Raw genomic sequence first — 13,013 nt, 5'->3', positions numbered from 1 at the left:
AAAAGACTATGAACGAGAAGTATGAAAAGAAGATACAAGCCGATGTGGACGCTATCTTCACATTGATGGCTCAACGAGTGGACGAGAAGCAGATGAACTTGCTGCATGAAGCATACAACTTTGCCGCTTATGCCCACAAAGACCAACTGCGCAAGTCGGGTGAACCCTATATCAGTCACCCTGTTGCCGTGGCACGCATTGTGGCAGAAGAGTTGGAACTGGGAGCTAACCCTGTCATGGCAGCTTTTCAACATGATGTTGTAGAGGATTGTCCTTACAGTATAGATGAGATCCGTGAACGTTTCGGGGATGATGTGGCATTTCTTGTCGGTGTCGTGACTAAGCAGAAGAAAGCCCAGTATGACCAGTCGAAGCAGGTGGATAACTTCCGCCAAATGCTATCGTCTGTACAGTTTGATGTGCGTGCCATACTAGTGAAGTTGGCAGACCGACTTCATAATATGCGCACGCTAAGCAGTATGCGCCCTGACAAGCAGATGAAGATTGCCTCGGAGACAGATTATTTCTATGCCCCTCTTGCCAATCGCCTTGGCTTGTACAACGTAAAGACGGAACTTGAAAACCTGTCGTTCCGCTATCGCTGTCCACGTGAATATGAACAAATAGAGAAGCAGTTGGCTGAACTTCAGCTGTCGGAGAAGCCAGATGTGGATGTCTTTATCGCCAAAACTAAGGAGATACTTGAAGCTAACGACATTGACGCACGCATCGAGCTCCGTATGCGTTCACCTTACAGCATATGGCGCAAGATGCAGTCCAAATGTTGTGATTTCGAACATATCGACAGCAAGCATTACCTGCGTATCATCTACAAGGCTGACGGCTTGCAGGAGGAGAAGAAGCAGAGCTTGCATATCTATGCCGTGTTGTCCGACTGTTTCAAGGAGCGTCCTTGTTCTGTGGTCAATTATATCAACGCTCCGAAGGAGAACGGCTACCAGAGTTTCCATGTGAAGTTTCTCAATCCAAAGGGACAATGGGAGGAAGTGCATATCTCGTCTGAACGTATGATACGCAACAACCGCCTTGGCTGTACTGCTGAACGCACGGAGGAAAACCTGAAGGCATGGTTGGAAAAGTTCAGGGCTGTGCTCAAGGATATAGCCTACCACACCAACGAGATGGACTATATGGATGGTGTGACGGCATCGTTCTACCATGATAACATTATGGCTTTCACACCCAAAGGCAAATGTATCGTACTGCCCAAGTATGCCACTGCACTCGATTTTGCCTTCGAAATTCATACCGAAGTTGGACTTCATGCCGTGTATGCACGTATCAATGGTAAGCTGTCCTCTGTCAAGACGGTGCTCCATCGTGGCGATTGTGTAGAGATAGGTACTGCAGAGGATGCAGAACCAGAAGCAGAATGGCAGAACCATGTGCTTACCTATAAGGCAAAGCGTAGTTTGGGCAGTTTCTTCACCGACCGCCCAAAGATGGAGTATAAGCGTTGTTCCTGCTGCCATCCGTTGCCGGGAGACGAAGTCGTCGGTTTCAAGAATACAGAGGGACAGATTACGCTTCACAAGCGCAACTGCCTCACCGCTATCCGTCAGGCATCCAAGCAGGGCGATACCATTGTAGCTGTGGATTTCAAGGAGAACGAACAATTCCTGTTCCCCGTTCGTGTTTGCATCCGTGGTATCGACCGCCATCATCTGCTCAGTGACGTGGTGGCTTGCATTACAGAGCAACAGAACCTATCCATTTCGAAACTCCATACAGTAACCCAAGACCGCATTGTGGAAACCACGGTGGATTTTGAGGTGCATTCTTCCAACGAACTAAAGCAAGCCATTGACAATATCCGTAGGATAAAGAATGTGGATGAGGTGGCAAGAATAGATATTGAATAACAAAAATGAGCAACATGAAAACTACTACAATATTCAAAATGACGGTATTGTTTCTGTTTGTCCTTTCCGCAGTTTCCTGTAAAGGGAACAAAGGCGGATTGGATAATCAGGAATCCGATACTGTGATGGTTGCTAAAGACAGCATTCCATTTGTCTTGAAACATCTGGATGTTGACAAGAAAAAAGTGATGGCATACGTTACCTGTTCAGAACATACGGTTGACTTCTTGCTATCCATCGCTGATACAGCGTACAGCAAAACTGGCAGCTACAGTTTGGAAGACTTGGGCATGGACAATGAAGAGTATAACAAGTGGATTACAAAAGACTACAAAGACACCATTTCTATCGTTATTGCCCTGTTCGATTCATACGCAAGTATGGTCAATTCTGGTACGGATGAAGCAAGCGCATCCTTTGTCTGGCATGAGGTAGCACGATTGCAGATGAAGCACTTCTATAAAAAAACAGGTGGCAAATGGCAAGAACCTAATAGTTACGAAAAACTATTTCGGGTAATTAATGGAGTTGTGGAAACATACGACTGTGGTACCCAAGCCGATATGAATATGGCTGCCTGGCGTTCTGTCATGCCAGTTGACTATAGATTGATAGAAGCATACAAGCAACTGGTGGATCTGTGTAATGACAAAGAGACAACTAAACTCATTCACGATGACTATATGTACACGCTAACCACTTATCGGGCACATCGTGACGGCATCGACGAGTGGTATTCCGATCTGCCTCGTGAGCAAGGTACAATGTTTGAATGGTTGCTAAGAAGTAAACTCGAAAATGTCAATCTGCTCATCAAGAACTACAAGAGAGGAAAGATAGACAACAATACTGTCAAGAAGAACTTGCAGGAACATCTGTGTCTTGCAAACAAAAGACAGGTAAAACTGACCAAAGATTTTCTTGATAGAGAAAGAGATGACTTTCGATAACTTAATATGTGTGATATGGAGAAAATGGTTACAATGCAACAAGATGAGCTGTTGTGGAAGAACTACGACAATATCGGAGTCCTTCATATTCCAAAGTCTATTCAAATAGAAACACAATTTGAAAGTCCGTTTGCATCGAATGAACAACGTCCGTTTGTTTGTGCGGCTCCGACGAAATGTTTCAAAGTGCAAATTTCAGAGATTGATAATCAGTCTGATTATATAACAATCAAAGACGGCGTTCTCTACTCCAGAGACATGAGTCGTCTGATATACTGTTGGCAAGAGAAAGAGCATTTCATAATTCCACAAAGCGTCAAAGTCATTGAACCGTTTGCTTTCTGTTTGCAAAAACGGCTTCGGGATATAGAGTTGCATAATGATATTGTCTCAATAGGCGATGCTGCTTTTATGGGTTGTGAAGCATTGGAACATATTGTCATTCCACGTTCCGTAATGGAGATAGAGAGCGACACATTTGACGGATGCATATCATTGAAAAGAGTGGAGTTGCATGATGAAATAACACAGATAGGAAGAAATGCGTTTCGACACTGTGAAGCGTTGCAGAATATAATTCTGCCACGAAACCTAAACTATTTGAATGGCTTCGAATGTTGTTATTCTCTACATGAGATTGACATTCCTTCATCGGTTAGGAAGATAGATGGTTTTATGTTCTGCGGTAATCTGCGAAAGGTCATACTGCATAGTGGAGTCCGAGAGATAAGAGATTATGCTTTCCGATTCTGCGAAAGACTTGCAACCATTAACTTCCCTGAAGGACTGGAGACAATAGGTGTTCGTGCCTTCTATCCTTCCAACATGGTAAGGGCGGTATTTCCAAACTCTTTGAAGAGAATAGGAGCAGAAGCCTTTTATCATAACGAGAGACTCTTATATATCGAATTTCTGTCAAATGCGAGTGTAGGGGATTGTGCTTTCGCCTGTTGCCCCATCATTCGAATAAAGAAGCCCGACGATATGGTATTTGGAGATAAAGTGTTTGTGCAAGACACCTCGTATGATAAATTTGCTTTTTGGGATTGAAATGCAACGGTCGTTAAGTATTCGATAATTCTTCGATACATCTTAGATAATCCTTCGATGATTTTTCGTTATTTATCCGCAGGAAAGATATGATTTTTATTCGGTGGTGCAAAATAAAATTCGCCATTTTTATTTTGCGCCACCGAATAAAAATTATATCTTTGTAGGAAAAAGCAGAGTATGGATAAGGAAATATTTAGAACGATAATCTCTGAGAATCAAGAATATATAGGAAGCATACCGTTGGTGGAGCGTCCCCTTGACTTGGAAGAGTATGGCAACTATGTGTTTGTGGGTGTAAGACAGGCAGGAAAATCCTACTTGTTGTATCAACGTGTGCAGCAATTATTGGCAGAAGGAAAGCTTTTGGAGGACATTGTTTATGTAAACTTCGATGACGAGCGTCTGCAAGGGATGGCTGCTACAGACTTCGATCTCATAATTCAAGCCTATCACAGCATGTATAGCGGTCAGCCGATATTCTTCTTTGATGAGATACAGAATGTGGATGGTTGGGCTAACTTTGCGCGTCGTCTTGCTAACTTGAAGTATCGTGTTTATGTTACGGGAAGCAATGCCAAGATGCTGAGCCGTGACATAGAGACCGTTTTGGGAGGCAGGTATCTTAGTGTGAATGTCTTTCCGTATAGCTTTAACGAATACCTTACGGCTGTTGGTGTAAACATTGCAGGAGGATGGCAGTATGGCAGGAAGGCTAATGAGTTGCAGCGTCATTTCAGAACTTACTTTGAATGGGGAGGTTTCCCGGAATTGGTCAACTTCCGCGAGAAGCGCATCTGGCTCAACAGCTTGTACAACCGCATATTCTTCAATGACCTTATTGTGCGTCATAAGATAAAGAACGAGGATGCCCTGCGTCTGTGTGTGCGTCGTTTGGCAGAAAGCGTGATGCAACCCTGCTCGTTGAACAGATTGAGCAACTTGGTTAAGTCGACAGGTGTTCGATGCAGTGCGTCAACCATTATGGAGTATGTGAGATATTTGCAGGAGTCTTGTCTGTTGATATCATTGGACAACTATGCCTCTAAGTTCACAGAAAAAGAAACGGTGAAGAAGCACTATTTTGTGGACAACGGACTGTTGCACCTCTTCATCAACAACCCTGACACACTGTTGCTTGAAAACCTATGTGCCATAACATTATATAAGAAGTATGGCTGTGGCATCTATTATTTCAACCGCAATATTGAGGTTGACTTCTATGTACCCGACGAGGGTCTGGCTGTTCAAGCCAGTTATAGAATGAGCGACGAGTCTACATTGGAACGTGAGGTAAAAGCCTTGGTAGCCCTTAATTCTTTATATCCTCTGAAAAAGGCAATGATTGTGACATACGAGGACGAGGGAGTGATGGAGCGCGATGGGTTGAAAATAGAGGTTGTGCCTGTTTGGAAATGGGTGCTAAATGGTGTATAATGAGACATTTGATTCATCGTGCTTACAAAGCAATGTTTGAACAAAGTGAGCTTTATAGAAAAATAAGAATTTTTTTCTGATAGGATATGGTTACTTCTGATCTCTATATCTTATAAACAGACAAACTTAGAAGTTGCGCCCGACACGGATTAGGGAAATCGATATGAAGAAAATTAAGATTACAGAGCAGATACATGTCCTCGGAACTACATTTAAGGATATTTACGAGATTGAACACTATTTGCGTAATGAAATACCCAAGGATGATGTATATGTAGGACAGTTCGTGAAACATCATCTTTGGTTTGATGAATGTGATTATCTCAGCGACAATTATTGGCATTGTAGTTTTGTATTTGCAAAGTCAAAAGATGAAGTTGAAAACAAATTGGAAAAGTTAAGAGAGTATGAATTCCCTGAATTAAGGGAAGAATTGGCACCAATGATATACTGGGATGATGAATACGATGATATGGAAGTAACGGATGATATTACACTAAAATGACACATAAAGAAAAAAAGCAGGCAAGGGGATAGCCAACACTTTGAATACACATATATAACACAAGGCTCGTTTCAATGTAGGTGTCTTTCAAGGCTTACTACTTGAAACGAACCTTATTCATATAACTAACATTAATATGGAGATAAGATATGCAACAATAAGCAAGACTGGTCGGCGAAGCAATAATGAAGATTGCTTTAACGTTTTGGAAATGCCAGAGCACAATTGCTTCATGGGAATAGTCTGTGACGGTATGGGCGGTCATTCCTTTGGAGAGACAGCCAGTGAAACGGTATGCAATACTATATCTGACTTTTGGAAGAAGCATATCAGTATGCCCGATTGTGACTCAAAGGTGAAACTTGCTTGCAAGAAAGCGAGTTGTGCAATTGACAAAAAGACATTTGAACTTCATCATGCAGAGATGGGTACGACCATGGTCATGGTAAGTATTGAGAACGATGTGGCAACCATTGCACATATTGGTGATAGTCGTTGTTATGTACAAAGACCTGGTGATGGATTACTTTATCAGACAAAAGACCATATCCGGCTTGATTTCGGATGGGAGATTGTTGCCAAATGCTTCTTCTCTTACCGCCCGGAAGTGGCTGTACCAGATATTCGACAAATCCAGCTACAGACTGGTGACAGAGTGTTGCTGTGTTCGGACGGACTATACAAAAGCATAGCTCCAGACATCCTGCAAGCAAGGATGTTGGACGACAAGCCCTTGGAAGATATACTCGATGTATTTGACTTTCTCTGTCAAAAACAAGGTGATGACAACTATACGGCAATATTGATGGAAATAGAATAAAATAAGGATAAGATGAGAAAGATACTATTAGAAATTGATTTGGCTATCTGTTCATTGTGGACTATAGCCGCATTGGGAAGCAGAATAGCATGGGTCGCTACTCCTGCAACATGGATTGTAATGTTACTTATTATGTCACGTCTGCTGCTCTCGTTCACGCTTTACCATAGGGAAAAGAAATCATGGATTCCAGGACTGCTGTTCATGGGATTGGCAGCCTTCGCTGTCAGTACAGAACTTGACATAAAACTTAATGAGCTTGCCTCAAAAGTATTTCCATTGTTGAACCTTGACTTTAACCGATGGTGGTATGTAGGGCTTACTTTAGCTGTGGCTACATGGTTGTGGGTAGTTCCTTTGGCGGTCTTCCTCGTCAATATCTTCCGTAAGGGTTTTCTGACAGACACCTTGACATGGAAAGACGCACTTGGCAAACTGCTCTGGACGGATAAGACTGCAAGGACATACTGTTCCCTACTGTTGATAACAACAGGCACATTGTATGCTGGTCTCGCTATGAATGCGAGGATATGTCTGTTCGCCTGTGTCGTGGCTCCGACACTGAGTTTTCCATCTGCTTAAAAGATATTATGGATTGGAGAAAGGAAAAGTGTGGGTGTTGGTTATATCCATGCTGATATTCTTCTTTGCCCAAACCCATGCCGGACTGTTGCGAATGTCCATGTTGGGCATCAGTTTTAGCATGGTTATCTATGTATGTAGTTCATTCTACCAGGACAAGAAAAAAATGTTGCTGTCCGTTATGTCAGCCATCTATGTGGGCATAATGTTGCCAAGTTTGGCAATAGGCAACAACCAATACACATGCTTCAATGTAGGAAGAACCGGATATTATACTCTTGACACCTATCCAGGCATATTCAGCATAGAGGACAAGAAAACAGGGAAGATAGGACTGCGTAGCAGATACGGCCTGTTAGTGAAGCCTGAGTATGATGCCTTTGTCTATCATACATCAAGACATTGGTTTGGCGAGTTGGAACTGCGTAAGAACGGATATTACACCCTCTATGACATCTGTAATAACGAGTATCGTAAAGACAATCATATTAGCCATCAACTACAGGACAGTATCTGTCAAATTGTAGAAGAACACCTCTCGGAGTACGACTATCAACCTGATGAAAGACTGGAAGTAAGACTAATAGAAGCAAAGAACAGCCAAGTACGCACCCATATCAAGGCTTTGAAAAACGGATCTATCATTTACGACTACGATGACAAGGAAGCGTTTATACCAACAGATTCCATCTCATATACTCCAGGAACAATAGTTTGTGACTCCTTTGTCAGATTAGAATGGTGTATGCTGAAATCACTTAGCTATACACACGATGCGACCACAAATGATTCCGCAGTCTATAACATTTATGTGACGCTTGCGAGAGAAAACATGCCCAAGCCAAAGGAGGCAGAAACGCTTGTGAAAAAAATCTCACGTTTTCTGAGGTGCATTCTTCCAAAGAACTAAAGCAAGCCATTGAAAATATCCGTAGGATAAAGAATGTGGATGAGGTGGCAAGAATAGAAATTAAATAACAAAAATGAACAACATGAAAACTACTGCAATATTCAAAATGTCGGTATTGTTTTTGTTTGTCCTTTCCGTAGTATCCTGTAAAGGAAATAAAGGCGGATTGGATAATCAGGAATCCGATACTGTGATGGTTGCTAAAGACAGCATTCCATTTGTCTTGAAACATCTGGATGTTGACAAGAAAAAAGTGATGGCATACGTTACCTGTTCAGAACATACGGTTGACTCCTTGCTATCCATCGCAGATACAGCGTATAGCAAAACTGGTAGCTACAGTCTGGAAGACTTGGGCATGGACAATGAAGAGTATAACAAGTGGATTACAAAAGACTACAAAGACACCATTTCTATCGTTATTGCCCTGTTCGATTCATACGCAAGTATGGTCAATTCGGGTACGGATGAAGCAAGCGCATCCTTTGTCTGGCATGAGGTAGCACGACTACAGATGAACCACTTCTATAAAAAAACAGGTGGCGAATGGCAAGAACCTAACAGTTACCCGTTGGCGAAATTAATTTAAGTTGGTCGATATGAGCAAAAGTTGCCCATATCGCTGATTCTCAGTAAAAACCAAGAATTGCTTAAAAACTGTCAGATCATCTGGTTTTTTGCCGTAATGTTCTGACAAACAGATAGTTGGCTGTCAGGCAATTGTCAGCCTATTGTCTGGATTGTTTGCTGAAGAAAAGAGAATTGTCAGATGAAAAGAATTATCAGATGAAAGGAATTCAGACGACAGGAATTGTATGCGTTGGCTGAATCCTGAAAACAGGAATATGGGTGTTGCAACATTAACTTATTGGGCAGACGTCTGACAGCAAATCTGCCCAACTGGGGCAAGCACGTTGCCCCAGTTGGGCAAGCAGCGTGCCCAATTTTAACCCAAATCGGTCGGGTTAAGTATGCACTGAATCAATTCCGCCAACAGGTTAACTGTTACGAAAAACTATTTCGGGTAATTAATGGAGTTGTGGAAACATACGACTGTGGTACCCAAGCCGACATGAATATGGCAGCCTGGCGTTCTGTCATGCCTGTTGACTATCGGCTGATAGAAGCATACAAGCAACTGGCGGATCTGTGTAATGACAAAGAGACAACGAAACTCATTCACGATGACTATATGTACACGCTAACCACTTATCGGGCACATCGTGACGGCATCGACGAGTGGTATTCCGATCTGCCTCGTGAGCAAGGTACACTGTTTGAATGGTTGCTAAGAAGCAAACTCGAAAATATCAATCTACTCATCAAGAACTACAAGAGAGGAAAGATAGACAACAATGCTGTCAAGAAGAACTTGCAGGAACATCTGTGTCTTGCAAACAAAAGACAGGTAAAACTGACCAAAGATTTTCTTGATAGAGAAAGAGATGACTTTCGATGATGTCAAGCCAATGAAGTGATAGATTAGAGGTTACTTTTCTCTCTCTATTATCATAAACATACAAAATAACAAACTTAGAAGTTGTGCCCGACACGAATTAGGGTATTGAGAAATGAAATCGTTAGCAAGCATTTTTGTCGTATTGTTCAGTATTATGATCGCTGCTACAATTGTTAGTTGTGACTCAAAGCCTTCTACAGCGAATTCGTACGCAAGTGAGGATGTTTATGAGGAGGAAAGCCATAAAACGTTCCAATGTACGCTATGTAGCGGATATGGCGTTTATGCAGGATATACTTGTAACAGATGTGGTGGAACAGGAGAGATTGTGGCTGATTATGTAGAGACACGTTCAAACTCAGATGTCTCCTTTAGAGGTCGGTCTTTCTATTATGGAAGGTGTAATAGTGGGTGCGGTTGCCAGATTTACGAGCATAAACCAGGTCAGACAGAGTGCGTTAATTGTGCTGCAAATGGGTGTTCAACCACAAAACTCTATCATAAGAAAGAATATTGATACATCTGGGCAATGAAAAATTTTGTTGCAATATTGGTTTCCTCAAAGTTAATGCAATGTTGAGTAAAACAAAACAGAATATTATGATGAAGAATTGGTGCATATATATGATGATGCTGTTGTTCTTTACAAGTTGCTCTGAACAACAGATAATTGAAGAAACGGCTTCTTCAACAAAGTTGACAGAGCATAAGAGCATGACTGATGCTCCCCAAGATACAATCATGTCATTGCTCTATCAAGCTCGCTGGGGCGATGGTTCGGCATATCTGAAACTGGCAGATTGTTATCGAGATGGTATTGGTGTGAAGAAGGATTTCTTTGGTATGATTACTATGGCTCACATGGCAGAGGGGCGTGGAGCAATCAATCGCATAGATGACTATATCTACGGCTTGCCAGATGGTAATGATTACAAAACATTATTTCTCCTAATGGATGGCTATAAGTCGTATATTCAAAAGGATCCAGACAGTATAGAGCATGTACTACGTGCGAGCGACAGTCCTGAAGCAAAGACACTCCTCGGAATGATTACTGTTGACCAAGGAGACACAATATCAGGGATGAATATGATAAAAGAGGCAGCAAATCAAGGTTGTTCCTTGGCTGAACTGCTGTTAACCATACCTGATTGGGAAGGCAGACTGAGAGCAGATGCAACAAAGCTTGGCATAATTGCTCATCGTGTACCTCTCGCCTATCTGATTCTTGGCGACCTCTATTATGAACCTGACGATAATGGCAAATCAAACAAGCAACTTGCTGTAGAATACTACATGAAAGCAGAAGAACATGCTGTGTTGGACCGACATGGCGCAGAAAGAGTGCTCGACTATTACAGAAATGGAGGGAATGTCCAACTGACAGAAGACGATGTCAAGCGATTGGAACTGATTGTACAACCTAAAGATGTAGAGACGGAATGAAAACAATAAAACAAGCTGTTAGAGCCTTATTACTATTCATGTTAATACTCTGTAACATAGGAGCCTATGCTCAGAAAAAAATGGAATAGAACATCGACTTGCTCCAGAAGGTGTAAAACTGGCAGGTATGTACAACATACGGCAAAGTGATGACAACAAAAGAACTTCTGATGAATTTACGTTTGTCGGCTGTTTTCCAGCCGATAATCCCAAATACACCATCGGTATGGTTGTCATTCGTCCACATAAACTTCCTGCAACTTTTTGTATACTGAGCAAGGAGTGAACCAACTGATAGAATGGTTGACGGATAGGAATAAATAGAAGTTGTACCCGACACTGATTTGAAGGAGTCATTATGAAAATGATAAAAATAGAGATTATTTTTCAAATGTGAAATTGGCAGAATGATACCGCATATCAGAATAGAAATCTATAATGATATGCGGTATGTTATATGTATATTACAAGCCGTCTTCACCGCTTTTCTCATAATATATAAGATTGCCCTCAAAATTAAGTGTCTCGTGCTGCACTCCGTGTCTTTGGATATACCTATTTGTGGTGGATATGTCGCTGTGACGTGCCTGGTCACGGGCAACGACAACACCATGCGCATTTGCCAGATCGCGTATTCCCGAATCCTTCAGACTGTAGAACTGATAGCATTTGTCCCACTTTAGCGCTTTGCGCATTGTTCTCCATCTGTTGTTGAATTGTTGGGAGCTGAACTTTTCTTCACTCGGCATGAATTTAGGTCCGAACAGATAGTAATTGTTGGGGTAATTGAATGTACCCAAGTCGAGCATCAGTTTGATTATCATAGCATTCAAGCCAACCGCAGCATCCTTCCTGTTTTTACTTATTTCCTTTGATACAAAGATTGATTGGTCTTTGATCGAGATGTCACCGATCTTAAGGTTACTCATCTCGCCAGGACGAATCAGAGTATAGTATTGCATCATGCAAGCAAGAAAGAACGGCTTGTCCACCTTGTTGAGATGTACTGCCATTTGTTTCAACATTAGAGGCGACAAGTCTTTGCGGAACTTCTCGTGTTCAGGCAGTACCTTGATGTTTTCCACCGGGTTCGTCATTATATGCTTTCGCGCAATCAGAAATTCAGCCAAGCCATAAAGCCAAACGCGATAGTTGTTTCTTGTTCGTGCAGAACTTTCACGGTCAAGATATATCCAGTCTATGAAGTCCGTGCAAAAAGTGACATCGAATTGGTAGGCGTATTTGATGGGATTGGTTTGCTGCGCGATGAACTCTCTGAGGACGCTGATTCTTGAAGAATAATCTTGGCGTGTCTTTTTTCGGTCCATTCGTTCTACATACTCGGAAAAATGTTCCAGGCAATTATCAAAAAGAACGAAACCTCTGCTTTCGTCATTTGTAACCCATGGATTCCAACCTTGGGAAAGCAGTTTTGTCAAAGCCGCGATTATTTCACTTGCTCTCTGCTTTTTCGCTGGCACACTAAGACTTTCCTTTATGTAACATCTCTTTCGGCGCATGGCATCTCGTGCAGGATCCCAAGCTGTGAAATCAACAAACCAACGCACACCCTTATGTAAAGTGGGAGGTGTGTAACCCACAATGTTCGAACAGTTTCCGTTTCGAAATCTTGAATACATTTTCTTTGTTTTAAAATTACTATATGTAAGCATATCGCAAACAATTACAAGTGGTAACTCAAGTTTCGGATTTAGACTTCAAGCCGTTTGAGCATACTCTCTAAGTGCAGCCGATCTCTTGAATAATTTTACGGAACGTTTTCCAAGCACAACTTCAATTTCGGAATAATGGCAATGGTAGCGCCTGCTGTATTTCACTTCCTTCTTAGCCTTAAGTTTGGTGATTATGGCCTTGGCGGACAATTCCCCCCAATTAGTAGTCATATACTTGGTGTTCCCATCTTTGCCATGCCGAGAAGATGGAATTTCTTGTGGCGGCGATAAACGAAAT

General features: G+C 42.0%; 12 protein-coding genes and 1 pseudogene. 11 read left to right on the top strand and 2 right to left on the bottom strand.

What is annotated here, in order from left to right:
• Window positions 1–8: 8 nt before the first annotated feature.
• From KM934_RS07525 to KM934_RS07475, 11 genes are all read left to right on the top strand, one after another.
• Window positions 9–1,883, top strand: coding sequence for a RelA/SpoT family protein (locus tag KM934_RS07525; protein ID WP_215760008.1), 1,875 nt, complete (start codon window positions 9–11; stop codon window positions 1,881–1,883).
• A 14-nt stretch (window positions 1,884–1,897) separates the two neighbouring features.
• A complete protein-coding gene (locus KM934_RS07520; protein ID WP_215760007.1) occupies window positions 1,898–2,833 on the top strand; it encodes a hypothetical protein in 936 nt (311 codons plus the stop codon).
• A gap of 33 nt (window positions 2,834–2,866) precedes the next feature.
• Window positions 2,867–3,883 (top strand): leucine-rich repeat domain-containing protein, encoded by a 1,017-nt coding sequence (locus KM934_RS07515; protein ID WP_215760006.1) that lies wholly within the window; start codon window positions 2,867–2,869, stop codon window positions 3,881–3,883.
• 180 nt (window positions 3,884–4,063) lie between these two features.
• On the top strand, window positions 4,064–5,320 hold the full coding sequence (locus KM934_RS07510) for an ATP-binding protein (protein WP_042518019.1): 1,257 nt from the start codon (window positions 4,064–4,066) through the stop codon (window positions 5,318–5,320).
• A gap of 163 nt (window positions 5,321–5,483) precedes the next feature.
• Complete coding sequence (locus tag KM934_RS07505) at window positions 5,484–5,825, top strand: hypothetical protein (RefSeq protein ID WP_215760005.1); 342 nt, start codon at window positions 5,484–5,486, stop codon at window positions 5,823–5,825.
• A 136-nt stretch (window positions 5,826–5,961) separates the two neighbouring features.
• Entirely contained in the window at window positions 5,962–6,645 is a 684-nt protein-coding gene (locus KM934_RS07500; protein WP_215760004.1) for a PP2C family protein-serine/threonine phosphatase, read from the top strand.
• A 12-nt stretch (window positions 6,646–6,657) separates the two neighbouring features.
• The gene (locus KM934_RS07495; RefSeq protein ID WP_215760003.1) at window positions 6,658–7,227 is read left to right on the top strand and encodes a hypothetical protein; all 570 of its coding nucleotides are present in this window, start codon (window positions 6,658–6,660) and stop codon (window positions 7,225–7,227) included.
• Window positions 7,228–7,240: 13 nt separating this feature from the next.
• On the top strand, window positions 7,241–8,137 hold the full coding sequence (locus tag KM934_RS07490) for a hypothetical protein (RefSeq protein ID WP_215760002.1): 897 nt from the start codon (window positions 7,241–7,243) through the stop codon (window positions 8,135–8,137).
• A gap of 82 nt (window positions 8,138–8,219) precedes the next feature.
• A complete protein-coding gene (locus KM934_RS07485) occupies window positions 8,220–8,726 on the top strand; it encodes a hypothetical protein (RefSeq protein WP_215760001.1) in 507 nt (168 codons plus the stop codon).
• Window positions 8,727–9,005: 279 nt separating this feature from the next.
• Complete coding sequence (locus KM934_RS07480; RefSeq protein WP_215760000.1) at window positions 9,006–9,596, top strand: hypothetical protein; 591 nt, start codon at window positions 9,006–9,008, stop codon at window positions 9,594–9,596.
• Between the two features lie 600 nt (window positions 9,597–10,196).
• A complete protein-coding gene (locus KM934_RS07475) occupies window positions 10,197–11,042 on the top strand; it encodes a hypothetical protein (protein ID WP_215759999.1) in 846 nt (281 codons plus the stop codon).
• A gap of 464 nt (window positions 11,043–11,506) precedes the next feature.
• On the opposite strand, the gene KM934_RS07470 is transcribed toward KM934_RS07475, so the two are convergent.
• Together KM934_RS07470 and KM934_RS07465 are read right to left on the bottom strand one after the other, a co-directional pair.
• Window positions 11,507–12,682, bottom strand: a complete 1,176-nt coding sequence (locus tag KM934_RS07470) for a tyrosine-type recombinase/integrase (RefSeq protein ID WP_042518031.1) — start codon at window positions 12,680–12,682, stop codon at window positions 11,507–11,509.
• A 78-nt stretch (window positions 12,683–12,760) separates the two neighbouring features.
• Window positions 12,761–13,013 (bottom strand): annotated as a pseudogene (locus KM934_RS07465) (hypothetical protein); the annotation flags it as partial.

The sequence above is a fragment of the Hallella faecis genome, from assembly GCF_018789675.1.
In the GTDB taxonomy this organism is placed as follows: Bacteria; Bacteroidota; Bacteroidia; order Bacteroidales; family Bacteroidaceae; genus Prevotella; species Prevotella faecis.
The sequence above is the reverse complement of the archived record's forward strand: the minus strand, read 5'-3'. Positions and strand labels throughout refer to the sequence as shown.

What these genes read in the sequence shown, in the direction of transcription:
- KM934_RS07515 (WP_215760006.1), top strand. Translation starts at nt 2,867, where the DNA reads ATGCAACAAGATGAGCTGTTGTGGAAGAACTACGACAATATCGGAGTC.
- KM934_RS07520 (WP_215760007.1), top strand. Translation starts at nt 1,898, where the DNA reads ATGAAAACTACTACAATATTCAAAATGACGGTATTGTTTCTGTTTGTC.
- KM934_RS07505 (WP_215760005.1), top strand. Translation starts at nt 5,484, where the DNA reads ATGAAGAAAATTAAGATTACAGAGCAGATACATGTCCTCGGAACTACA.
- KM934_RS07485 (WP_215760001.1), top strand. Translation starts at nt 8,220, where the DNA reads ATGAAAACTACTGCAATATTCAAAATGTCGGTATTGTTTTTGTTTGTC.
- KM934_RS07470 (WP_042518031.1), bottom strand. Translation starts at nt 12,682, where the DNA reads ATGTATTCAAGATTTCGAAACGGAAACTGTTCGAACATTGTGGGTTAC.
- KM934_RS07510 (WP_042518019.1), top strand. Translation starts at nt 4,064, where the DNA reads ATGGATAAGGAAATATTTAGAACGATAATCTCTGAGAATCAAGAATAT.
- KM934_RS07525 (WP_215760008.1), top strand. Translation starts at nt 9, where the DNA reads ATGAACGAGAAGTATGAAAAGAAGATACAAGCCGATGTGGACGCTATC.
- KM934_RS07495 (WP_215760003.1), top strand. Translation starts at nt 6,658, where the DNA reads ATGAGAAAGATACTATTAGAAATTGATTTGGCTATCTGTTCATTGTGG.
- KM934_RS07475 (WP_215759999.1), top strand. Translation starts at nt 10,197, where the DNA reads ATGATGAAGAATTGGTGCATATATATGATGATGCTGTTGTTCTTTACA.
- KM934_RS07500 (WP_215760004.1), top strand. Translation starts at nt 5,962, where the DNA reads ATGGAGATAAGATATGCAACAATAAGCAAGACTGGTCGGCGAAGCAAT.